Source organism: Clostridium folliculivorans (assembly GCF_024341905.1).
Classification (GTDB): domain Bacteria; phylum Bacillota; class Clostridia; order Clostridiales; family Clostridiaceae; genus Clostridium_AR; species Clostridium_AR folliculivorans.
Genome location: NZ_BQXY01000001.1, coordinates 1,068,269 through 1,091,627, shown reverse-complemented (window position 1 = coordinate 1,091,627; position 23,359 = coordinate 1,068,269). Strand labels below are relative to the sequence as shown.

At 29.8% G+C, this 23,359-nt stretch carries 23 protein-coding genes and 1 pseudogene; 9 read left to right on the top strand and 15 right to left on the bottom strand.

The features are described 5' to 3' along the window. The first annotated feature begins 240 nt into the window (after positions 1-240). The gene (locus OCU55_RS04910) at positions 241-552 is read left to right on the top strand and encodes a DUF3784 domain-containing protein (protein WP_261851188.1); all 312 of its coding nucleotides are present in this window, start codon (positions 241-243) and stop codon (positions 550-552) included. A gap of 277 nt (positions 553-829) precedes the next feature. Here OCU55_RS04910 and OCU55_RS04905 read toward each other — a convergent pair whose 3' ends face one another. The 3 genes from OCU55_RS04905 to OCU55_RS04895 all read right to left on the bottom strand — a co-directional run bounded on the left by OCU55_RS04905 (position 830) and on the right by OCU55_RS04895 (position 4,010). Next, positions 830-2,215, bottom strand: coding sequence for a tetratricopeptide repeat protein (locus OCU55_RS04905; RefSeq protein ID WP_261851187.1), 1,386 nt, complete (start codon positions 2,213-2,215; stop codon positions 830-832). Between the two features lie 285 nt (positions 2,216-2,500). Beyond that, positions 2,501-2,641: a hypothetical protein gene (locus tag OCU55_RS04900; protein WP_261851186.1), complete on the bottom strand. Its 141-nt coding sequence runs from the start codon at positions 2,639-2,641 to the stop codon at positions 2,501-2,503. A gap of 91 nt (positions 2,642-2,732) precedes the next feature. Continuing rightward, on the bottom strand, positions 2,733-4,010 hold the full coding sequence (locus OCU55_RS04895; RefSeq protein ID WP_261851185.1) for a helix-turn-helix transcriptional regulator: 1,278 nt from the start codon (positions 4,008-4,010) through the stop codon (positions 2,733-2,735). A gap of 657 nt (positions 4,011-4,667) precedes the next feature. On the opposite strand from OCU55_RS04895, the gene OCU55_RS04890 reads away from it, so the two are divergent. Further along, entirely contained in the window at positions 4,668-5,234 is a 567-nt protein-coding gene (locus OCU55_RS04890) for a TetR/AcrR family transcriptional regulator (RefSeq protein WP_261851184.1), read from the top strand. A 382-nt stretch (positions 5,235-5,616) separates the two neighbouring features. Here OCU55_RS04890 and OCU55_RS04885 read toward each other — a convergent pair whose 3' ends face one another. Next, positions 5,617-7,383 (bottom strand): M3 family metallopeptidase, encoded by a 1,767-nt coding sequence (locus OCU55_RS04885; protein ID WP_261851183.1) that lies wholly within the window; start codon positions 7,381-7,383, stop codon positions 5,617-5,619. Positions 7,384-8,003: 620 nt separating this feature from the next. On the opposite strand from OCU55_RS04885, the gene OCU55_RS04880 reads away from it, so the two are divergent. The 4 genes from OCU55_RS04880 (at position 8,004) to OCU55_RS04865 (ending at position 11,257) form a co-directional block, all read left to right on the top strand. Continuing rightward, on the top strand, positions 8,004-8,618 hold the full coding sequence (locus OCU55_RS04880; RefSeq protein ID WP_261851182.1) for a TetR/AcrR family transcriptional regulator: 615 nt from the start codon (positions 8,004-8,006) through the stop codon (positions 8,616-8,618). 118 nt (positions 8,619-8,736) lie between these two features. Next, positions 8,737-9,618, top strand: a complete 882-nt coding sequence (locus OCU55_RS04875) for an ABC transporter ATP-binding protein (protein ID WP_261851181.1) — start codon at positions 8,737-8,739, stop codon at positions 9,616-9,618. Between the two features lie 4 nt (positions 9,619-9,622). Beyond that, positions 9,623-10,423 (top strand): ABC transporter permease, encoded by an 801-nt coding sequence (locus OCU55_RS04870; RefSeq protein ID WP_261851180.1) that lies wholly within the window; start codon positions 9,623-9,625, stop codon positions 10,421-10,423. A 39-nt stretch (positions 10,424-10,462) separates the two neighbouring features. After that, complete coding sequence (locus OCU55_RS04865; RefSeq protein WP_261851179.1) at positions 10,463-11,257, top strand: ABC transporter permease; 795 nt, start codon at positions 10,463-10,465, stop codon at positions 11,255-11,257. Positions 11,258-11,422: 165 nt separating this feature from the next. Here the strand turns inward: OCU55_RS04865 and OCU55_RS04860 are convergent, their stop codons facing one another. The 6 genes and pseudogenes from OCU55_RS04860 to OCU55_RS04835 all read right to left on the bottom strand — a co-directional run bounded on the left by OCU55_RS04860 (position 11,423) and on the right by OCU55_RS04835 (position 15,295). After that, positions 11,423-11,734, bottom strand: coding sequence for a nucleoside triphosphate pyrophosphohydrolase (locus OCU55_RS04860; RefSeq protein ID WP_261851178.1), 312 nt, complete (start codon positions 11,732-11,734; stop codon positions 11,423-11,425). A 286-nt stretch (positions 11,735-12,020) separates the two neighbouring features. After that, positions 12,021-12,743, bottom strand: a complete 723-nt coding sequence (locus OCU55_RS04855; RefSeq protein ID WP_261851177.1) for a DUF1700 domain-containing protein — start codon at positions 12,741-12,743, stop codon at positions 12,021-12,023. Next, complete coding sequence (locus OCU55_RS04850) at positions 12,740-13,057, bottom strand: PadR family transcriptional regulator (RefSeq protein ID WP_261851176.1); 318 nt, start codon at positions 13,055-13,057, stop codon at positions 12,740-12,742. The genes OCU55_RS04855 and OCU55_RS04850 overlap by 4 nt, the downstream gene beginning before the upstream one ends. Positions 13,058-13,271: 214 nt before the next feature. Beyond that, a pseudogene (locus OCU55_RS04845) lies at positions 13,272-13,382 on the bottom strand (Rpn family recombination-promoting nuclease/putative transposase); the annotation flags it as partial. Positions 13,383-13,433: 51 nt separating this feature from the next. Further along, positions 13,434-14,792, bottom strand: a complete 1,359-nt coding sequence (locus OCU55_RS04840) for a DUF6179 domain-containing protein (protein WP_261851174.1) — start codon at positions 14,790-14,792, stop codon at positions 13,434-13,436. Next, on the bottom strand, positions 14,792-15,295 hold the full coding sequence (locus OCU55_RS04835; protein WP_261851173.1) for a DUF6323 family protein: 504 nt from the start codon (positions 15,293-15,295) through the stop codon (positions 14,792-14,794). The genes OCU55_RS04840 and OCU55_RS04835 overlap by 1 nt, the downstream gene beginning before the upstream one ends. A 564-nt stretch (positions 15,296-15,859) precedes the next feature. On the opposite strand from OCU55_RS04835, the gene OCU55_RS04830 reads away from it, so the two are divergent. Together OCU55_RS04830 and OCU55_RS04825 are read left to right on the top strand one after the other, a co-directional pair. Further along, complete coding sequence (locus tag OCU55_RS04830; protein WP_261851172.1) at positions 15,860-16,240, top strand: nuclear transport factor 2 family protein; 381 nt, start codon at positions 15,860-15,862, stop codon at positions 16,238-16,240. A gap of 357 nt (positions 16,241-16,597) precedes the next feature. Then, a complete protein-coding gene (locus OCU55_RS04825; protein WP_261851171.1) occupies positions 16,598-16,912 on the top strand; it encodes a demethoxyubiquinone hydroxylase family protein in 315 nt (104 codons plus the stop codon). Positions 16,913-17,132: 220 nt separating this feature from the next. On the opposite strand, the gene OCU55_RS04820 is transcribed toward OCU55_RS04825, so the two are convergent. The 5 genes from OCU55_RS04820 to OCU55_RS04800 all read right to left on the bottom strand — a co-directional run bounded on the left by OCU55_RS04820 (position 17,133) and on the right by OCU55_RS04800 (position 21,885). Further along, complete coding sequence (locus OCU55_RS04820) at positions 17,133-18,521, bottom strand: DUF4179 domain-containing protein (protein ID WP_261851170.1); 1,389 nt, start codon at positions 18,519-18,521, stop codon at positions 17,133-17,135. Between the two features lie 9 nt (positions 18,522-18,530). Beyond that, entirely contained in the window at positions 18,531-19,064 is a 534-nt protein-coding gene (locus OCU55_RS04815; RefSeq protein ID WP_261851169.1) for a sigma-70 family RNA polymerase sigma factor, read from the bottom strand. A 341-nt stretch (positions 19,065-19,405) separates the two neighbouring features. Further along, positions 19,406-20,227 (bottom strand): Cof-type HAD-IIB family hydrolase, encoded by an 822-nt coding sequence (locus OCU55_RS04810; protein WP_261851168.1) that lies wholly within the window; start codon positions 20,225-20,227, stop codon positions 19,406-19,408. Between the two features lie 217 nt (positions 20,228-20,444). Next, positions 20,445-21,197 (bottom strand): DeoR/GlpR family DNA-binding transcription regulator, encoded by a 753-nt coding sequence (locus tag OCU55_RS04805; protein WP_261851167.1) that lies wholly within the window; start codon positions 21,195-21,197, stop codon positions 20,445-20,447. A 70-nt stretch (positions 21,198-21,267) separates the two neighbouring features. After that, on the bottom strand, positions 21,268-21,885 hold the full coding sequence (locus tag OCU55_RS04800; RefSeq protein WP_261851166.1) for a DeoR/GlpR family DNA-binding transcription regulator: 618 nt from the start codon (positions 21,883-21,885) through the stop codon (positions 21,268-21,270). Between the two features lie 529 nt (positions 21,886-22,414). On the opposite strand from OCU55_RS04800, the gene OCU55_RS04795 reads away from it, so the two are divergent. Beyond that, the gene (locus OCU55_RS04795) at positions 22,415-23,014 is read left to right on the top strand and encodes a methyltransferase family protein (protein WP_261851165.1); all 600 of its coding nucleotides are present in this window, start codon (positions 22,415-22,417) and stop codon (positions 23,012-23,014) included. Positions 23,015-23,359 lie beyond the last annotated feature (345 nt).

Below are 23,359 nucleotides of genomic sequence, written 5' to 3'. Positions count from 1 at the left end.
TTATTGCCTCTTCTTAGCATATATTTCTTATTATCCCAAAATTATCATAGCCTAGCTTTGCTTCTCTTAAAATAACACCTATTTTGTAACCATCTATTAAAATTGCGTTATTCACCTTTTCCATCTTACAATATATTTATATATTGGTAATCACCGTAACCAACAATCCATATATTTCTAGAATGAATATATACATAAAAATTCAAGGTATATAGAGATTCTAATAAAGGGGGAATAATAATGCCAGCTGGACTAATCGGGATAATTGTATTATTCATTGTATTAGGAATAGTTTTTTCTTTAGGAAAAGGTGCTTTTCTCATATCAGGGTATAATACCTTAAGTAAAGAAGAAAAAGCTAAATATGATACAGAAGCTCTATGTAAGTTTATGGGGAAGTCAATGTTTATGCTTGCTTTTTCAGTTTTCTTGTGGGGACTAAGCACCTTACTCAATCAACATTTTGTATTTGTTATTGGTTTTATTCTTTTCATAGGAACAGTAATATTTCTTATTATTTATACAAATACCAATAATAGATTTAGAAAGTAGATCTTTTTGGAAAACTTATATATATATAAACTTTCCAGTCCAATGATCTCCATGTATACTTAACCAAAATGAAAACTTTATCTTTTACACATTAAAAGGACAGCTACAAAGATACAGCTGTCCCTACTGTGCTTATTATTCTACTCTTTAAACTTATCTTCCCACAAACTACAATTAAAGAATTCCTGTATGGAAACTTAATCTATACATGTCCAAAAATTACACATCTATGACTTTTGGTATGTATAAACTAATAGTTGAGTTAGAAACTCAAGAGCTATTTTCCACAACACTTCTTATACTTTTTCCCACTTCCGCAAGTACAAGGGTCATTTCTTCCGATCTTAGGTTCTTCCCTTATAAACGGAACTACATTATCATTATTTAGGTCAACAGTAGATACTTCATCACTAGCTGACTCCCCTTCTTCACCTTCAAAGAAATTTGGAGAACCATTTATGAGCTCAAAGAATCTGTCACTATGCTTTTCATAACCTTTAAGCATCTTTCTTCTTTCCCCATCATTTGCTGCTTTATCAAAAAAATCTCTTATTAGCTCATAAAATTCAGGGTAACCCTTTTTAAGGCTTTGAATTGAAGCTTTAAAGTCATCGTATTGTGATAATATTTGGTATTCGTTATAATAAGCCATTGCATCTTTTCCATCTTCGTCTAAGTCTAGAACGCTGTCTGGAAGTACCTCTAGTCCAACAAGAACACCAATTTCCTGTCTTATTTCTTCATCATCACTTAACTTGCCAAACAAGTCAGCATACTTATTGAAATTCTCAATTTCCTTTTTAGTATCTAACACATTTTCATCTTGTGGCAAAATTTCAATTGCAGCATTATTAAGTCTTTCAGCTTCTTCTGCTCCACCTAACTGCATAAAGTATCTTGATATATCACAAAGTATCCATGCTATATCTTCTTTAATCTCTGAATTGTTTTGAGCTACAACTACAATCTTATCTGTAATATCGCTTATTAGAGAGTTCATTCCAAAGCTTATTTCTAGCATTATAAGCCTAAAATACAATGTAGCAATAAAACTAATCTCCTTTTGGATCTCTATAGCTTTCTCAATAACCTTTTTAGCCTCATCGTAATTTTCATCCTTTGTATGAGCATCACAAAGTCCAATCCATAAAGATATATTATCAGAATCAAGAGCTAAAGCTTCCTCATAGGCTTTTATTGCCTTCTTCTGCCAGCCTCTTACATGATATGAATTGGCAATATAACCTAAGAATGCTGCATTTTCTGATTCTTCCTTTGTAAGCTCTTCAAAAATCTTAATGGCTTTTCCACTATTATTATTCTTTAAATAGCTTTCTGCTAAAAGTCCCCTTATAAGCAGCAGTGTTGGATTATCTTTTAATATTTCCTCAAGCACCTTAATTGCAGCGTTTAAATCTCCTTCTTCAATTAAACTTCTTGCTTTGTCGTAATTTTCTTTTATTTCTTTAGACAAGCAAATAATCGAATCATATTCTTTCTTTGCCTTATGGTTACTTAGAACTTCATAAGCATATCTTATATCCATAAATTCTTCTTCATATCTATCGAAAGGGAATTTTCTTGCAGCTGCAAAATACGCTCCCTTTATTTCTTCCTTTGTAGCTTGTTTTTCTAATCCTAAAACTTCATAAAAATCTTTCACTTACTTCAACCTTTCTAACATAGATGCTCAACTCAAACTTTTAATTTATATAATCTAAAAATCTCTGAATACCTTGATTTCTAAAAATTATAAATTAAGTTTCCGTAAAAGCCACATCAAAATCCATTTGTGCTTTTTAAAAAAAATCGCCCTTTCTATTATACATAATTTTTTGAAAAAGCAAAGAAATAATGTGGAAATTGTATTAATTTTTACAAGCACCTTAAATAGAAAGGACTAGATAAATCTTATTAAATAATTTTATCTAGTCCTTTATGTTAAGTTTTATTCTCCGCCCTGATGATAGTCTCCACCCATAGTAGTTACCCCACCATGTGTTGGAAAGCTTTTGTTTCCTATCACTGGAATCACTAACATGCAAACTAGGAGCATACCTCCAATGGTTTTTAAAAATCTATTTCTCATATCCCATCCTCCTTATCTTATAAAGCAATCATAATATATTATACACAAGTTACCATTAAATACGAAATATAAATTGTTAATATTAGTTAATTTATTGCAATAATATTTCTAATTTGTTTAGATAGCTTATAGTTTCGCTACTATTATCCAGTTTAGCTGATACTTCTGCTAGCTTCAGAACCGCATATGCTTTGCCAGATTTAACATCATTAGTGTCTAAAATCTCTAATAATCTATTCATTAAATCCTGTATGCTTTGATAATCGTTTGTGGATTCATATACTGTTATCAAATCCTTACAGCTTTCCAAAAGATAATCAAATCTTTTGTACTCTTCTGCTAAGTCAATTGCTAAACCTAATATAAGTATACTTTCTTGGTAGAAGCCTGTCTTAAAAAGTACCTTTCCTTTGGTATTTAGTGTTTGTGAAAGCATTGGCTTGTTAACTTTAACTTTCAACCTTTGAGCCTCATCAACATATTTTAAACTTTTAGTATAATCACCTATCTTATAATAAGCTTCAGCTATATTATTATATGCCATAGATAGACTTTCATCATCTTTACCCTTTAGAATATCAATTAAACTTAAATCTTCGTCAATTGCTTCTTTCCCTCTACCTATATTATCTAACTCATAGCCCTTCAGAATCTTTGCATCAACTAGTATATCAAAATCAACTTCATCCTCCTTACTATTGATTATTTGATCAAGTCTCTCTAAGCTCTTATCATATTGCTGAGTTAACATATAGCTAAGTGCTAGATTATAATTACCTTTATAGAATACTCTCTTATCGTTTTCTTCTCTCGCATAAGCTATAGCCTCTTTATAGTAATGAATAGCATCATCATGCTCTTCTCTTCTACTTTTACATATCCCTAGCAATTGATATATTCTTACTTGTGACTTTTTATCTCTAAGTTCTTTGTATTTACCTAAGGCCTTGCGAAAATGAAAGAATGCTTCCTTATAATCTTTTTCTTTATAATATTTTTCACCTTGGAGCTTGTACACTTCAGCCTGTAAATCATCTAGTTCAAAGTCTTCAGATATTTCAATAAGTTCTTCTAACTTATCGTGATTAGGATCTTTGTTTAATTCCTCCTTGCAATAATAAATTGCATCTTCCTTTGGAGTTCTTGAAAAATATTCATCATCTAAATTTAAGTTAACTGAAATCCTATTTGCAATTTTATTAAATTTTTCTGCAAGAAGTTTAGAGCTAGACTTACTTACATTTCTTCTCCCACTTTCCATCATGCTGATAAAAGCTCTCGTCATGTTTATACCTTCTAATTCAGCTTGGTTAACTCTAAACCTCTTTCTCATAAGTTTGATTTTTTCACTTGGACTATTAAATTCCAATGTTCTCCACCCCATTTCATTAGCTTATTGCTGTCATTTTTTTACACTTACTACCAATTATAAACCAACTCTTTACAATCCGCACCACTAATTTAATAAAACCTGTTAATTTTTTAAATATATTTTTAATTATAGTTAATTAGTTGTCTCTTTTTTTTATTGTTTCTGTTATGTAGATTCATAGGAATTATATCCAAATAAAGATTTCTATGGTTCTACGAATCTTTATTTGGATAAATTCTAATATGAAGTAGTTTATCTAAAGATGAACCACTTCAATCTGAAATCTATTTTCAAAACTCCTCTGGTTTCTGAGAGGAGAATTTGAAAATATAAATTTAATTATGAAGTGGTTCATCTATAGCTAACATGCTATATAATATATTGTGAGAGAATAGCCAAATATTTTAATCATCAAAATCAATAATCAAATGGTCTTTTGGGCTCTTGATTTTTTGTCATTATCTAGAATTTTTATTAATCTAAACATTTCAATATTATATATACTCTAATAAGTTTTATTCATTAAGTATTTAAATGAAAATACTTTAATCTATAATCTGATTAATTAAATTAAATAGAATTTATATATTACTAAAAAGAAGGTACTACTGCTCTTCCACTATATTATGGCAACTCAGAATTGGAGGGATAAACATGGAACCAACAACTAAAAAAGCACTTGCTGCGTCATTAAAAAAATTATTAGCACAAAAACCTATGGATAAAATCACCATTGTTGATATTGTAGAGGATTGTGAAGTTAATAGACAAACCTTCTACTACCACTTTAAGGATATATACGATCTTGTTGAATGGATTTATACAAATGAAGCCTCTCAGGCTCTTGGAGGCAAAAAGACATATGATACCTGGCAGCAGGGATTTATGCAAATTTTTGAATACGTATCTAAAAATAAGGAGTTCGTTTTAAACACATATCATTCCCTCAATAGAGAACACTTAGAAAATTATCTCTATAGCGAAACTTATAATCTCCTTCTTGGGGTTGTAGAAGAAAAAGCTAGTGGTATCACCGTAAGAAATGATGATAAGGCGTTTATAGCCCATTTTTATAAATATGCCTTTGTAGGACTTATGCTTGAGTGGATTGGTAAAGGTATGAAAGATGATCCATCTGCTATTATAGCCAGAGTAAATATTTTAATATATGGAAGCATAGCCAAAGCACTTGAAAACTTTAGAACTAGTAATTATATTTAGAATTTACAGAGAAAGTTCATTGATTTGTACAAGTAATCTCTAGAAAAGTTATTGAAGACTTATTAAACCATTATAATATAATTTATATGAACTAAAACTTATATAATCGACCGAACATGTGAGTAAATAGAAACTTGAAAATTCACTCAACGACTGCATTAAAAAAATGTTGTTATTTTGCAGGACAAGCCATTACGCCAAATTAACAACATTTATTTAATACATAACTAAAGTTAAAATTTACACTTCTTCTTCTGAGCCTCTATCTTTAAATAATCTAAAACCTTTAAATACTAATTTTGTACCAATAGCTTGCTTTATTAATACTACTATATTTATGACGTTCTCATCCTTATTGATATCTTCTACTCTCCTGCGAATTTCACATTCCTATATACCTATCTATCATATCTCCAATTATCTTATAGGTATTATCCCAAAAGCCTGGATTATTTATATCTATATCAACTATTCTCAGTATATCACGCAAATCTCCTTTTCCCGAACCCGCTAAAAACCTTTCATATTTATTTACAAACTCTTGTCCTTTTTCCAAATACATTGCATAGAATACTTTTGATAATAAATCTCCAAAGATATATGGAAAATTATAAAAGTTATTATCAGCATTATAATATTGAGATTTTGTGATCCATGCATACTGGTTCAAATAGTTTTCATCTAAGCTATCCCCAAAGGCTTGATTCTGAGCGCTTATCATAAGATTATTAAGCTCTGCTGCAGTGAGAATCTTGTTTCTTCTTGCCTCAAATAATTGCTTTTCGAATATATAACGACTATACATAACAAGTATATCTCCAATTATACAGTCTAAATCGAATCCTAATAATTCTATTTGCAATTTAGCATTTGCATTTTTCATAAGAGCATTATTTACAACGGTTGTACTGAAGATTGAAGGAGTTTCAATTATTGCCATAGGAACTTCGGAGTTTAGTATGCTCTCCTCCCTCATGCAGTAAAAGTGATATCCGTGTCCAAGTTCATGAGCTAATGACAGTATAGAACTAATATCTTCTGTAAAGTTTGTTGATACTCTTATCTGCTTTATTGGAAGTATTGGCATACAAAAGTTTCCTTGAAATTTCTTTGATCTAACCTCTGAGTCTATCCATCCACTATTAAAAGCCCTTTCCATAAATTTAGCCATTGGTATACTAAAATCATTAACACTTTCTACAATTAGATCTTTTGCTTCATCTAGAGTAAACTTTTTATTATTCTCTAGCTTAACACTTATAATTTCGTAAAATGGTAGTCCTTGTGGGTACCCCATGGCTTTTGCCTTAACCTTATAATATTTTTGAAGTATAGGCAAATTTTCTTGAAGCTTTGACATCGCTAGCTCTAAGGTTTGTAAATCCATTTTTGACTTTGCGGCAGTTTCTTCAAGTATAGAGTCATACCCTCTAATTTTTGATAGAATTAAAGCCTCCTGCTTTATGTTATTTAGACAAGTTGCAGAAATATTTTCTATTGATTTTAAAGCTTCCAGCTCAGCCTTAAATATTCTCTGCTTTTCTTCTTTTGAGCCATTTGCAAGCATGCTTTCTGCTACAGAAAAAGGAACTCTTTCAACTTTATCCTTTACTTTAACCTCAACCTGAAGTGAAGAAAACAATTCATAATAAAGATTTCTCCATGCATCTGAGCCAACACTTTTCATTGAAGATATTAGATACTCTTCCTTATCACCTAATGTGTGCTTAGCTTCATCAGTCTTAGATTTTATATAATAAGAATAAGCTTTTAGTCCTTCTGTCCACTCCAACTCTTCACTATTAGGATTTGCTCCCTTTAACCATTTCTTAAAAAGAGCCTCAGCTTCAATATATTTAGCATATATCTGTTCAATTTGTCCAACAAACCCTATAGCCTCTCTGTCATCTGAGTTAGCATAATATCTTAAATAGCAGTAGGATGTAAGTTTTGTGTACGCATTAACTATCTCTTCAGACATCTGAATATATATATTTAATTTTCCGTTAATATCTTCGCTACTCCCAAAATCATCTTTTGCATATTCATACAATAAATCTATATTTTCTTGTAATGCTGTTAAATCCTCCTCAAACTCTTTACAATCAAAACCACTGTATAAATCCTCTAAATTATATTCTCTTCTCATATTTATAGCCCCCTCAATTCATACTACCCACTTTATTTATAATAAAAAATTCACTTGATAAATCTTCAATTAATACTACCATTTCTTAGACATTTTGTAAAAACAAGGGGGGATTGATCTAATTAAATTTTGAATTAAAAAATCCTATATAAAAAGTTATATATTTAACTATTTAACTATTTAACTATTTAACTATTTAACTATTTATATATTTAACTTTTTATATATTTATCTAGTTAAATAGTTTTATAAATTAGCCCTATATAATTAGCTGCTCATCTAATATACATATAAGCAGAAAAAATCCACTGAATAAATGTATTAAATAAATGTTGTTATTTTTTAGGACAAGCCATCCGTATAATCACCAACATTTATTTAATACATACCTCAAGGGACTTAAAATAGTATCACTTTTATAGAGCTAATACCATTAAACAAACAGTTACAGAATTCTATTTTCAAATATGTTTTAATAAGTAATTCTTACAATATTTTAAGCATTCACTTTATAGCAAAGACGATACAAAAATATTTTTCCATTCCTATTGACCGAATCGGTTTATGGAGCTACAATTAAATAAACCGATTCGGTTTATAGTAATTGTGAGGTGGTGTTTTTGGAAAAGTTTAAAAATTTACCAAAGGAAAAGCAAGATACGATTATCAATGCAGCCCTAAAAATTTTCGGATCAAACGGTTATAAAAAAGCTTCTGTAAGCGACATTGCTTCTGCTGCTGGAATCTCTAAAGCTATGGTATTCCATTACTTTGGTACAAAAAAAGCTTTTTATCTTTATTTAATAGAGCTTTGTGGAAATATTGTTGTGAGTGAGGTTATTAATAGATTTGATAACACAGTTACTGACTTTTTTGACAGGATTAAAATGTCTACTGAGATTGAACTTTCTGTTATGAAGCAGTACCCTGCTATCCCTACCTTTTTAACTAGTATGTATTTTGAAGCAGATGAAGAAGTTAAGGATGATATTAAAGCTATCATTGCTCAAGGGGATGGCTTTCGAGAAAAAATAGCCTTTGAAGGTATAGATATGTCAAAATTTAAAGAATCAGTTGATCTTAAAGTTGTTATGAAAATGCTTACTTGGATGACTGATGGATTTATGAATCAGTTTTCAGGTAAAACAGATGTAGATTTCGAAGATATCTGCAACGAATTTTATGATTGCATGAACATGCTAAGAAAAAACTTTTATAAAGAAGAATATTTATAATTCATAAATACTAAATACATATATCACGGCTTCTGTTAATTATGGGAGCTGTTTATGCTAGAAGATCTATAAATATTAAAAACGAATTTATAATATTAAAATTTGGGAGGCTTCAATTATGAATGTGATTGAAATTAACAATCTTACAAAACAATATGGTAAGTCTAGGGGAATCATTGATGTCAACTTAAAGATAGAGGAAGGAGAAATATTTGGCTTTATCGGACCAAATGGTGCTGGAAAATCCACTACTATTAGAACACTTTTAGGACTTATATATCCAACTAGCGGAACCGCAACTATATTCGGAAAAAACTGCATTGAAAATCCTGAAGTAAGACAGTCCCTCGGTTATCTTCCATCAGAAGTTTTCTATTACGATAATATGAAGGTTATAGATTTATTAAAATACTCCGCAAGCTTTTATAAAAAAGATTGTACAAAAAGAATTCATGAACTTGCAGAAATTATGGATTTAGATTTGAAAAAGAAGATAGATGATCTTTCCTTTGGTAACAAGAAGAAGGTCGGTATCGTACAAGGACTTTTGCATGAACCAAAGTTAATCATATTAGATGAGCCAACCAGTGGTCTTGACCCATTAATGCAGCAAAGATTTTTTGAGCTTATCAAGGAAGAAAATAAAAAAGGTGCAACTGTATTCTTCTCCTCTCATATTTTAGGTGAAGTTCAAAAAATGTGTGACCGTGTAGCTTTTATAAAAGACGGTAAAATAATTAAGCTTGAAAAAATGAGTACTCTACAAGAAAATAACTATAAAAAGATAAGTATAGAAGCTAAATCTGGAATTAAAAAAGATGAATTCAATATTAGTGGCGTAAGTAACTTTAGCGTAGAAGGTAATATAGCTAGTTTCATCTTTAGGGGTAATGTTAACTCCATTACTAAAAAGCTTTCTGAAATAGATCTAAGTAATATATCTATTGAAGAACCTGATTTAGAGGAAATCTTTATGCACTATTATAATAAGGAGGATTAGTACTATGAATATATTTCTACATGAACTAAAATCTCTCCGAAAAACAACAATTATATGGGCGGTGTCTCTAGTTGCTTTACTTACACTATATCTTTCAATATATCCTGGAATGGCAAAAGATGCAGAAGATTTTAAAACCTTACTGGGAAACTATCCAGCACCAGTTAGAGCCATCTTAGGTATTGATCTTGACAATATTACCTCTATCTTAGGCTTTTATTCCATGATATTTTCCTTTATTGTGGTTTTCGGAGCTGTTCAAGCCATGAATCTTGGAGTTTCAATATTATCAAGAGAATCCAGAGAAAGAACTGCTGATTTCCTACTCGTAAAACCAGTTTCACGTACAACTATTGTAACTGCAAAACTTTTAGCAGCTTTCACTGATATAGTTATTACAAATGTGATTTTCTTAGCTGTTTCTTTTATCATGGCAAATGCAGTTAAGACCTCAGATTTTGACTTAAAAGCATTTTTCTTAATTAACCTTACACTATTTTTTATCCAAGTTATTTTCCTTGCAATCGGAATGATTTGTTCAGTATTTTTTAAGAAACTTAAAAACATTCTTCCTTTATCCCTAGGAGTAGTTTTTGGACTTTATATGATAGGAGCACTTATTGCTACTGGAAAAGACGTTGATGCTACACGTTATATCTCTCCTTTTAGGTATTTTGATATTCCTTATATCATAAAGAACACAAGCTATGAAGCTTCATATATGATCACAGGGATAGTAATCGTAGTTATTTCCATTATTGTAAGCTATATCGTTTATAACAAAAAGGATATCCATGCAGTGTAAGCTTAATGCACTTGGATTTAATTATAAGGAGGTCTAATTATGAATATTTTTATAAGAGAATTAAAAGCCAACAGAAAAGCTCTTATAATATGGAGCGTATGTATGGTTCTATTGGTTGTAAGCGGTATGGCAAAATATACAGCCTATTCAAGCGGTGGTTCCGCTGGTGAGGTTATTAATAAAATGCCATTTACTTTAAAAGCATTACTTGGAATAGGTGCCTTTGATGTTGCAAGTATGGGTGGCTTCTTCGCATTCTTATTTCTTTATATCGAAATAACAGTGGCTATTCATGCAGTACTCTTAGGAAACGGTATTATAGCAAAGGAAGAAAGAGATAAAACCACAGAGTTTTTGATCGTTAAACCAGTTTCTAGATCTACAATAATAACTTCAAAGCTTCTTGCGGCTTTAGTAAATATAGTTATTCTTAATTTAATAACCTTGGTTTCTTCCATAGCTATGGTGGGCGTATACAATAAAGGAAACTCTATTAATGATGAAATATTTACATTCTTCGTTAGTATGTTTATCATTCAGCTGCTTTTCCTTTCACTTGGTGCCTTATTATCAGCTTTTATGAAGAAAGCTAAAGTATCAGGCTCAGTTTCTACTTCCATACTATTATTTTCCTTTGTAATATCAAAGATTACTGACATAACAGATCGTATGAACTTTTTAAATGTACTTTCTCCTTTCAAATATTTTAGTTATGTTGATATTGTAAATGGAAATGGTTTAAATTTCGTGATAGTTATTATAACAATCATAATGATAGCACTATTCTCTGTACTTACTTATTTCTTTTATAATAAGAGAGATTTATCTGTTTAAGTTATATATACAATAATCATGGTGTTGCAATTAAAGTATAACTACTTAAATATGTTAATTAGTTTGTTTGAAATCTAATTTAAGCAGTAATATTATATAAAGACAAAATTAAAATGAGCCCTACACTTTAAATGTTGGACTCATTTTATATTTCACTATTATATCTTAATCGCCTGTACATTTTAGTACAATTCCTTCCTTAAACCCACCACGTTCATCTCTCTTCTTATTCCTTGCTTCTAAAAGTGCCTCTTCGTCATACCCCAATGAATCCGCAAGTCCAAACAACACTTCCATAATATCAGCTAATTCCTCTAAGTTTTTATCTTCTAGAAACTCATTAACCTCTTCCTTAAGTTTTTCTTCTAGAAGTTCATATTTTTTATCTTTTGGCGCTATTTCTATTTCACATTCTCTTCCCTGCTTTTTTATGATTTCAGGAATTTTATCTCTTACTAATTTATTATATAACTTCATTTTCATGCACCTCTTCAAATAATCTCTATCGCTAACCAGTTCCTATGGAATCATATAATCTTATATTTATCTATTCATTTAAATATATAATCATCTGATTTTTTAATTATAAAATCATATAATTTTATGTTTATTTAATTATATAATTATATAAATATATAGGAATCATGCGGGTTTAAGCGGTTTTAACATACTTATAAAAAATAAAAAGTTTTATTACGAAGTGGTACATCCATAAATGTGCGGTTCACTATAGATTTGTGCTTGTAGGTTCTCTTCCTAATATTTAATTAATTTTTACTCCGTCCTTATCTATCTTAATCCCTGGCATGCTTATTCCATTGTCGTCTATTTTAATGCCCGGCATACTTATACCATTGTCATCGATTTTTATTCCTGGCGCCTGTATTCCATCATCATTAATCTTCATATCAGGTGTACTTATGCCTTTATCATCGATCTTAAAGTCTGGTCCGCTTATTCCATTTGAATCAATGTTAACATCTTCTGCAGAGATTCCATCATCGTTAATATTTAATCCAGGCATGCTGATTCCATCTTTATCAATGTTTATTCCATCTCCATGAATACCTGACTTATCAATATTTTTCTCACTAATCTTTATCGGATTCACTGAAGCATTCTTAACACTGCTTCTATTACCTAAGAATATGAAATGAATTGTGAAAAGCATTATGATTATTCCAGCTGCTACCATAAATACACCTGATGGCTTTAGCAATCTACTGTTACTATTATATACAGGCGCTGATTTCATAACCTCTTTCTTATTCAAAATGAATTTATTTTCATTTTTATAGTTAGGTATATAGCTATGTGCAATTTCTTTTGGATTTCCTAATTCCATGCATATGACTTCATCTGTCTTTCCATTTTCCATTGCTATCCTAAAATGCTCTTCATAGTCGTACAATATCTCTTTCCGCTCAGCTTCTGATACTTTATCTAGATTTCTTTCCATTTCTCTCATAAATTCATCTTTTTTCATTCTTTATGCCCCTTTACTATATTATTTACTCCATTTACAAAGCCGACCCATTCCTCTAGTAGCTCATCTTTAGTTGTCTTTCCTAAGTCCGTTAATCTATAATACTTTCTTGGCGGTCCTTCTTGAGATTCTTTTAAATAGGTCTCAAAATAACCTTCGTTATTAAGCCTTCTCAATATGGGATATATGGTCCCATCGGAAATAGCTATATTCTTTGATATCTCATTTACTAATTCATAGCCATAGCAATCCCCTTCTGAAAGTATACATAAAACACATAATTCTAATATGCCTTTTTTCAATTGAGTATTCATTTAATGTCTTTCTTCCTTTATATGTATGATTTAAGAATAGTATATCACTCAGTACTATTCATTGCAAGGTACTATATAAAAAAGTTATCCTACTAGGCTGAATTTGATAAACTTAACTAAGATTAAAATTTTATAACTTCCTAGGCAGTAAAAAAAGGATCAAATTCAAGACATACCCATGAATTCAATCCCTAATATCACTTACTCTTATTTTTTAACTATCTTTTTCTTTTCTAAGTTCTTTTACTAATTCTATAGAAAGACCTGTTTTAGCAGCAATAGTTTCGTCATCTAGAACGTCTAGTAAATTCTTTGCTATTTCAATCCAATGCTTCAGCAATATCCTTCCTTATATAACCTTATAATTAACTTCCATCTATACTTCAATCCCCTCAGCCATTCTTAACAACTCTTCTTTCCTTAAAGCATTAAGGCTATCTAAATATTCCTTCAGTTTTCTTTGCCACTCTTTCTCGCTTTCTGTTCCGTACTCATTATCAAAAGCTTTGCTAGTTGCCGTTGCTTTAATTAATAGAGCTATTTCAAAATCCTCTAAAGCTTTGAATACTTCTATAAATTCCTCTTCAAATATGCAGTCAGCTCCCAGTACATCTACTAGATCTTTTAAACTGTGAATTTCATCTATTATAATTGCTATCTTCTCTTCCACCTTATGGCAGGCTCTTATTTCTTCAGTTATCTGTCTAAATGAGCTATTACTTAAGCTCTCACCGTCTTCATACTTAAGAAGATTTTCTTCTGATTTCTTTAAGGTAATAAATACACTTTCTAGCTTATCAATCTTAATAGCATTTTCTATTTGAGGTATGATCTCAAGCACACTTTTATTTATATAATCAATAAGAACTTCATCACCAATACAAAGGTTATTGCACAATTTTTCTGCAGCCATAAGGATTAGCTTTTCAAACATTTCTTCAGGCAAATCTTTAATCATGCTATTGATGTATACCCTATCCCCTTCAGTTATATCTAAGTATGTTCCGCCCTTTCCCATAAGGATGCATCCTATGCAATTGGTTAAAACAAGCTGAAAAATATTGACCAGCATATGAGCATACTCATTATTGAAGCCTTTTAATAATGCTTCAATCTCTTCTGCGTCAAATAATGAGCAGAATTTATTTTCAAGAATTATTTTATTTAAATATTCTTCTATATATTCAACTCCCACCAAATTGCATACATCAATGGAAAGCTGATAATCTATAGAACCTGGTGTTTCATGGCTTGCAAATCTAATATCATAGTCTTTAAAAAACAAAGGAATTCCATACTCAATAGTATCAGTATAAGCAAAGGTTTCTACATTAAGTCTAGTTTCATATACAGTGTTTAATAAGCTTTTGCATAGCTCAAACTTAGTTTTCAGTACCTTTTCTCCTTCTGTAAATAATTGTTTAAGCTTTGTATTTTTAATTAGTTCTAGATTTCCCTTTATTGTCTTATGCTCTTTTAAACACATACCAAGAGTATAACAAAGCGAAAGTATAATCTGTTCAGCCACTTCTTCTCTAACGGAAGAACTTTCATCTCTTGTATAATAACCAATAATCTCAGTAAGTAGTTCAAAAATTTGAAGCTGTATAATTTCAAGTTCCCTTATACTTAGCAAATTATTTGAATGCGCTATCTGAAGCAGAGATTGAAAATAATGTTCTTTGCTTATTAAGCCTTTTAGTGATTCTTCTTGATTAATGATAAAGTTATCCACTATTCTTCATATCCTTCCTCATTCATATAATCATCCATATACTCTTCCATATCTTCTTTTAAGTAATCATTTGCTCCGTATCTTACGTTGTGAACCAATTGGTATAAGTATCTATACCTAAGTAAATCTAGATCCCCTTGACATTTGTCATTAAAACATTCCTTCATGAACTCGATGAGATCGTCATCACTTATCTCTTCCAAGGTTTCGTTTTTGAAATAATAAAAAGCATCTACCAGATCAGTAATGGATTCAACATAATTTTGCTGGTGAATAAAAGGCGAATCACAAAAAGCAGTGATAATCTTTTTTACTAGTCCTCCTCCAAATTCCACTCTTCCATTGCTACTTAAAGCGTTGTTTCTTGTTTCCAAGATAGCTTTTATATCATTTTCTGAAAGCTTTAGGCCATATTCTAAAGTCTCCTCGTTAATCTGCTGAATTTCAGATAAGGTTTGCTTAGTTAAAATAGAATTTTTCATAAACATTAGACTTTTTTCCACAAATTAACCCCCTAAACTTTTTTGATTTTTCTATTGACTTTTATTTTTGAATATGTTATGATAAATATATATAAGTAATTTTAATATTACAATGTATAATTCTATCATTGAGCTTGTTGTAAGTCAATGATATTTTTTATGCACTTTTTTAAACTTCTTTGTATGTCATAAATTTTTTTGTTAAAAATATCTTTTCAGTTATTCGCTATAGTTCTCACGTTCTGCTCCGAAAAATTTAATTGCTGCTTCTATTAACTATTAATGGAGATTAAAATACTTATTTGAAACTGATCTAGCTCCAATATACCTTTCCTAGAGTATATTTCCATAAATCCCCCACATAAAATAACGTGCCAACTCCTTTATCTATATGGTTCAGACTTCAACCGTTAATTTTTACACACTAAAGTCATAGGTGCGTGATTTTCTAGCAAGTATAAATTAAATTTCCCTATATATTAAATCCATATTTTTGTGACTATACTATTATTTAAAATAGAATTTGGCTCGAACTGATACATCTTTAAAAACTATAAAATTTTATATATTATAGGAGGTAAAGAAATGGAATCACTTAAAAAATACATACTCCAACTTGAAAATGATTTATTAAAACCTGAGGTAAGACAGTCCTCAGAAAAGATCAGTGAATTGTTAGCAGATGATTTCACTGAATTCAGTAGTTCTGGATATGTGTATCATTATAAGAAAGGCGACAAAATAGATGCTAGTACTACTATACAAAATATAAACTGGGAAATAAGAGACTTTTCAACAACGGAATTAAGTGATGATTGCATATTAGAAACATATAAGGTGATAAAGCATAGCGAAGTAAGTGAACATAAAAAATACTCACTTCGTAGCTCCATATGGAAATGCTATAACGGAAAGTGGAAAATGTTTTTTCATCAAGGAACCTTAACTACTAAAGATTTTATATAGTACTTTTTATTATGAATTAAGGGAAGCCATTTTTATATGTACTTTTTAATTAGACATTTGAAATAAAAGTGCTTTTAAATCAGAGTGTTGAAATTAAGTGTCTAGCCATCTGATGCTATAAAATAACCGAAACAAATGAATCCAAAAACATATCCTTAACTTTATAATTGTATTTCTCTAAACAATGAATACAAATCCCAACTTTGTTAAAAGCTAATTATGTGCTTTCGAATAAATTACATTGAGATTATAAATACATCAATAACTATTTAGCCTTCTAAATTTAGACGTTTAAAGATTGGCAACTGAAATCGAGAGCCTATACTTCAAATATAATATTGAAAAGGATGTGTTTTTATGGCATTACTCGGAAACCCTTTTGTAGCAAATGTCCCAAGAAAAATGAATGCTGAAGAATTAGTTCAAGCCCTTAGAGTTGATATCGCAGGAGAACTTGAAGCCATTATTGGTTACGAGGCACACGCAATGGCTACAGATGATGAGAGAGCAAAAAAGGTTTTATATCATATTGCAGATGAGGAAAGAAGACATGTTGGAGAATTGCAGCAACTCTTATACATACTAAGTCCAAAAGAAGCTGAAAATACTGAAAAAGGTAGACAAAAAATTCAAGACCAACAAGCAAGTAATTTTCAATCTCCGCTAGAATAATTTATAATACATATTTATGATCTTCATAAAATAACCCAAGACGCTGATATGCTTCCTCTATAGCAGATAGCTTAATTACGTTATCTTTCTATTTCGCAAGGACATCACATTGTCTTGGGTTTATCTTACACAATCTTTATTTAAATATATTTATTTTTAATATTAAACATGAAACACTTGAGTCCGAAATCTATTTTCAATACTCCCTGAAATAAGTGTTTTACTTCACATTAACAGTAAATTTTAGATCCTCTCTTACATCATATAGCTTTTCTAAATCTGTTGCTGATATTGTATACTTCTTATCTTTATGCAATGGTTCTATTTCAGCTACAAATTTGTTGTGGCCTTGATCTTTTACAACATCTTTTTGTAATCCATACCTATTACCATTCTCATCTTTTATAACAAGTCCATAAGGATCTAATGAAGGCAGCAGATTTGTACATTCATAATAAATTAAAGTCTTATCTTGAAGTAATTCAACCTTATTTATATTATATTCTCCATACTTCCCTTCAGATAAAACAGTAGTTTCATTTAAATTTAACTGAGTTGACTTACTGTCAAGCTCATAAACTCCATCTGCATTTTTTGTTGCTTTATCCTTATAGCCCTTAATTTCTGTCATTGGAATGAATGTAATTGACTTAGTGTCATCATATATATTTTTAAAATTATATTGCCAGTACATTTTATTAGTATCAGCGGACCCAGATCCTTCTGACCCCTTCTCTAATAAACTTCTTCCTTTATCGTCAAATATAATATATCTAGCAGACTCCCCTATCGTCCCATTATCTGATTCAGTTCTTAAAACAGTATTCATAGGTGTAAAAATCACTTCATTTATTTTAAGATTAGGCACTAGCTTAGATAGATCTATAGAAGTTTTCACGGATTTTACTTTGCCTTTTATCTGATCTAAGGATACCTTGAATTTAAAATCCCATTGTCCTTTTGTACCATCAGAAAATTCCTTTATACTTAAATCCATCGTAAAATTATCTGGGATAACAACATCTCCGCCTAAGATAAACTTTCTTTGTTCTTCTGGCAAATAATCATTGGATACATGAAAACTGTCTACTCCAACATAAGTATTTTTATTTATTAGCTTCCCAGTACCACCTGAGCCAAAGCTTGTGACCTTTCCATTAATCTTAAAATCTTTCTCTAGCATATAAGGAGAAAACTTAAGTTCTTTTTCACTTTCAACAGTGTAAGCAATACTTAGGTCTATTCCATCATAAGCTATACTATTTATCGTTACGGTTGTACCATTTGAAGTTTTTGATAAGTTTAAATCTGAGCTGTATTTAACATATTCTTTATCAATCATATTTTTATCACTTAAAAACTGAAATACTGAGTTTACCACTGGAATATTACGTGCATATGCAGGAAATGCAGCACTTAATCCTGTAAAAGCAACTAGTGTAACTGCTGCTGCTACTGCAGTTCTTTTAGCTAGTTTCCTACTTTTCTTTCGCTTTGGTAAATCCTCAATTGTCTGTTTTATCTTAAGATTTAAATCTTCTGGTAATTTTAAAGCTTCGCCATTTGCCTTTTCCTTTAATATATCATCAATTAATAAATCATTATTCATATCAATCCCCTACCTTTCCCTAAGCATTTCATAAAGTTTAGTTCTTGCCCTAGAAAGCCTAGATTTGACCGTTCCCTCAGGAATACCTAAAAGCTTGGCTATATCTTTTTGCGCAATATCTTCAAAATAAAATAAAACCGTTACTACTTTTAGATCCTCTTCAAGTAGATTAACTGCATTAGTAAGCTCCATATTACTGTAGTCATCTGCAATAGCTATATCTGCACTTACTTCCTCAATAGGAACTACCTTTTTCCTTTTTCTTAGTATTGTATTGCACTCATTTATCAAGATTTTTATAAGCCAAGTTTTGAAAAACTTATCTTTCTTTAAGTAAATTATTCCTTCATAGGCTTTAATTATTGTATTTTGAATTGCATCTTCTATATCCTGTTTTTCCTTAAGCATGCTCAGTGCTATTCTATATAAAGTAACTTTATTATTTTCAATTATTCTGCTAAAGGCTTCTTTATCACCTTTTTTAGCAAGCTTTACATCTAGTTCTGAACTATTTGTATTATTTATTGTCGAGATAAATTCCAAATCATCTCCTCCTTACTGCGTTCTAAAAGTCTTAGCTAAGAACTCTTACATACATTAGATAAACTACTTACACGAAAGGTTCATATTTTTTTTCAAATTAACTCTTTATCTAAATTCTATAAAACAAGCTTAATTCCTTTGAAATGGAAAAGTTGCTAAAATAATGAACTATATAGGTTTAGCTAAATCGAAAATTGTATAGTTTGTATATAGTAAAAAAGTGCCTAGCGGATTTCCTCCAACTAGACACCATACTTGATCAAGCATATAAAGACTGATTACTTACTCAAATTAATAATTTTTACTGTATTTAATCAAGAATATTTTAAATTAAAGCGTTTTTAAAGCACTGCATTCAAATTAATGATATACTTTTCTAACGCTTCTCCCACTCCATCCTCATCATTTGTTAACGTGACATCATTTGCATGTTTTTTTACATACTCAGGAGCATTTCCCATAGCTACTCCTACCCCTGCATACTCTAGCATGTCTACATCATTATAATTATCACCCATAGCTATTATCTCAGCTTTGTTTATACCAAATTCTTTTTGCAGACAATTAATTGCTGATGTTTTAGATGCCTTAATCGGCATAATTTCTAAGTATGTTGGTTTCGATGGATATATATTAAGCTCCACAGCTTTAATATTTTCCTTTAATATATTTATTTCATCAGGACTGGCCATACATAAAATTTTATTAGGACCTGTCCCTTCTTTTTTCCACAACTTGATTAGATCTTTGAAATCTATAATTTTAGGAGTAATATTTGTTATTTCACTTTCTTGTTTAGCCCAATAATCCATCTCTTCTATATACCATTCATCATCTTTATATAAGCTGATGTGAATATTATGATCACTAACCAATTTATATATTTTCTCAAGTTCTAAAGCATTTATAAATTCTTGTGAAAGTACTTTGCCATCTTTGTCTAAAATCAAAGCACCACTATAGCAAATAATTGGCTCCTCTATTTCAAGTTCTTTTTGTAAAAACTTTATCCCCTTAGGCATTCTAGCAGAAACTAATATCACAGGTATATTCTTTTCGTTTGCAACTATATTGATTACAGCTTTTACTTTTTCAGTGATTCTGTGATTAGAATTTAATAAGGTTCCATCAATGTCTAAACATACCATTTTAAAATTATTCATAAATCCATCCCCCTAAAATATCTTATGATATAATGTAGTACTAAATATAGTTAAAATTAATATGTGAATTACCCTAATGAATAATGAGATGTTAGATTCAACTTATAATATTCCTATAAGTAAGTCTGTTTATATTTTAATTCTTTATATTCTTATATGAAAATTTCAAACTCTTTTTCCATATACTTTGTGGATATCTTATCTACATGTGCGATTTCTAAACAATAATCAGTTGAGTACCATATTCTTCAATAATCTTTACGAAGGCAGAAGGTGGCATTTTGTCAGTGATTATAATATCTATCTGATCCCAATTTACCCCTTTATAATAACTTAAGTGCTTAAATTTCTCGTACTCAGCAAGAACAATTACAGTATCAGCTTTTTTCACTGCTGCTTGCTTAATAACAGCATCTTCTTCATCCACATAATAAATCCCATCCTGTGTTATCGATGCAGCTCCTAAAAATGCTATATCAAACCTCAACCCATCAATGTAATTTATCCAATCAGCTTTATAAAAAAATCTATTTTTACTGTTAAGACGTCCTCCAATAGAATTAACTGAGATATCTTTCTTTTCAGAAAGTACTTCAATATTGTCTAGTGAATGAGTAAGCACCCAAATAGGTTTGTTTATTTCTTTTGACAAGAAGTTTATTATTGTAGAAACATCAAAAAAATAATGTTTATCTTCCTCAATAAAATCTAAAGCCCTTTTTGCAATATTTCTTTTCTCTTCTGAATAAGCTTCAATTCTTTCTCTATACTCTTTAATGGTGTTTTTTAAAATTGGTAAGCTAATTCCCCCATGTGTTCGAATTGCTGTTCTATTATCTATAAGCTTCAATATATCACGACGTGCAGTATCTCTTGATACATTAAACATTTCACAAATATCATGAATAGACATTGTATTATGCTCATTTAAATATTCCAATATTTTTAAAAGTCTTTCTTCTTGATACATTATTAACCCACCTTTTTAAGTTTATATAAATATACAGCTCCTAATTAAACTATTAACTTATATCCTTTCTCTACATAATAATTAAGCTATTAGGATTAATCGCAATATTTTTTGTTCTTATAATATCTACAAAGGAAGATACTGACATTGGATCAACAATAATGACATTTATTCTATCTAAATCTACCCCTTTATAGTACGTATCCTTTTCATATTTCTGGTGCTCAGCAAGTAAAATTACCTTTTTAGACCTTTTTATAACTTCTTGTTTTATAAAAATATCTTCTTCATCTTCATAATAAATTCCATCTTCTCTTATAGCACCAGCACCTATAATTGCTGCATCAAATTCTATTCCTTCAAAATATTCTTTATAATTTTTTCTATAAAAGAAACGATTCTTATTATTAAACTCCCCAGCAATTAATTTTACTAATACTTCTTGTTTTTCAGAAAGTATATTAAAGTTATCTAAAGAATGAGTAAAAATAGTAGCCTTCTTATTTAGCTTTTTTGCAAGAAGTTGAACATTAGTTGAAACATCAAAAAAGTATGTTCCATTGTTATGGATAAAAATCATAGCCTTTTCAACTATTCTTTCTTTCTCATCAATATTTAGATTTAATCTTTCTCTATATGAATACATATTATTTTTACTTGAATTTTTACAGCTATCTTCTTTAACCATATGATCACCTCTATCTAAATAATAAGTAATTATAAGTAATAAGTCAATATTTTTAAGTATTTATAAGTAAATTTTTCACTCATTATAAATACTATCCAAATTAAGTTATTAGATTTTTAATTTATGATGCTTCCGACTATAAATAAAAAACACTTATGTTATGTATCAAATAAATGTTGGTGGGATATCACATTTTTAGAGAAAACCATATTCAAGTTAAATTTTATTCGCTCTTTAACTTATGATGTTTTCCACTATAAATAAAAAAACACTTATTTTATGTATCAAATAAATGTTGGTAGGTAGTCAGACCTTTAATCAAAACCATATTCAAGTTAATTTTTTTATTCTTTAATTTATGCTCCTCCCTAACATGTTTAAAAAGATACTTATGCTATGTATTAAATAAATGTTGGTAATGTATTGAATTTTTCATAGACAAGCTATGTATATGTATCTAGTATAAAATAGACTTTATACATAATATACTATTTATAAAGATCATTACTCTTACAAAGGGGTTGGTATTTTGAATACAGAAAATATCATCGGTTTAATAATCTTAGCTGCTTTTTATGGAAGTTATTTTTCCAAAGCATTTATTCAGAGCAAAAAAGGTATTAAGACTGATAGAATGGGTAAAGGTAGTAAACCTAAAAGAACTTTTATAATTGAAGTATGCTTAAAGATCACTACAATTCTTATAGCTCTAGTTCAGCTAATTAGTATTGTACTCAAGGAAAAATTTCCCATATTATCAGAGAATATCACAGTAATCTACATTGGCTTTTTTATTTCTTTATTAGGAGTTGTAATATTTATCACTGCAATGACAACAATGCGTGATAGCTGGAGAGCTGGAGTTGATAATACTCAAAAAACTACTATAGTTAAGAGAGGAATTTATAAATATAGCAGAAATCCCGCATTTCTTGGATTTGACTTGTTATATATCGGAATAGCAATATCATTCTCAAATATAATTAACATACTATTTACTTGTTTCACGATCTTAATCTTTCATCTTCAGATACTAGAAGAAGAAAAGTTTCTTTCTATTCTTTTTGGACAAGAGTATCTGGATTATAAAAACACCGCAAGTCGTTACATTGGAACTAAAAATAAATAAAAAAGGTTCGCTGAAGCGACCTTCTTCAGCAAGCCTTTTTAAAGCATCTGCCTTTCCCAATGTATATAAGGAAAATATTATAATGATATTTTTCATATAATTTTCCTCAATTATAAGTAAACTACCAACAATTTCTAAATACATAGTTTTGCACAAATTTTATTTTCACTTCTTTTAATGCTAAATAACCAGCTTATTAGAACCCCGATATTTTAATAAAGCCTCTGTTCTTGCTAAGATCTTTCATGATGCATGTCCACATACATATTGATGCTTTACCAACATTTATTTGATACATAATCACAGTGTTTTATTTCACTTTAAGTATCACTCCAAAGACATGCA

Coding starts and splice junctions, on each gene's coding strand:
- OCU55_RS04860 (WP_261851178.1), bottom strand. CDS start 11,734: ATGAAGTTATATAATAAATTAGTAAGAGATAAAATTCCTGAAATCATA.
- OCU55_RS04800 (WP_261851166.1), bottom strand. CDS start 21,885: ATGGTTAAAGAAGATAGCTGTAAAAATTCAAGTAAAAATAATATGTAT.
- OCU55_RS04855 (WP_261851177.1), bottom strand. CDS start 12,743: ATGAAAAAAGATGAATTTATGAGAGAAATGGAAAGAAATCTAGATAAA.
- OCU55_RS04820 (WP_261851170.1), bottom strand. CDS start 18,521: ATGAATAATGATTTATTAATTGATGATATATTAAAGGAAAAGGCAAAT.
- OCU55_RS04865 (WP_261851179.1), top strand. CDS start 10,463: ATGAATATTTTTATAAGAGAATTAAAAGCCAACAGAAAAGCTCTTATA.
- OCU55_RS04910 (WP_261851188.1), top strand. CDS start 241: ATGCCAGCTGGACTAATCGGGATAATTGTATTATTCATTGTATTAGGA.
- OCU55_RS04805 (WP_261851167.1), bottom strand. CDS start 21,197: ATGTATCAAGAAGAAAGACTTTTAAAAATATTGGAATATTTAAATGAG.
- OCU55_RS04890 (WP_261851184.1), top strand. CDS start 4,668: ATGGAACCAACAACTAAAAAAGCACTTGCTGCGTCATTAAAAAAATTA.
- OCU55_RS04885 (WP_261851183.1), bottom strand. CDS start 7,383: ATGAGAAGAGAATATAATTTAGAGGATTTATACAGTGGTTTTGATTGT.
- OCU55_RS04900 (WP_261851186.1), bottom strand. CDS start 2,641: ATGAGAAATAGATTTTTAAAAACCATTGGAGGTATGCTCCTAGTTTGC.
- OCU55_RS04810 (WP_261851168.1), bottom strand. CDS start 20,227: ATGAATAATTTTAAAATGGTATGTTTAGACATTGATGGAACCTTATTA.
- OCU55_RS04850 (WP_261851176.1), bottom strand. CDS start 13,057: ATGAATACTCAATTGAAAAAAGGCATATTAGAATTATGTGTTTTATGT.
- OCU55_RS04825 (WP_261851171.1), top strand. CDS start 16,598: ATGGCATTACTCGGAAACCCTTTTGTAGCAAATGTCCCAAGAAAAATG.
- OCU55_RS04875 (WP_261851181.1), top strand. CDS start 8,737: ATGAATGTGATTGAAATTAACAATCTTACAAAACAATATGGTAAGTCT.
- OCU55_RS04870 (WP_261851180.1), top strand. CDS start 9,623: ATGAATATATTTCTACATGAACTAAAATCTCTCCGAAAAACAACAATT.
- OCU55_RS04830 (WP_261851172.1), top strand. CDS start 15,860: ATGGAATCACTTAAAAAATACATACTCCAACTTGAAAATGATTTATTA.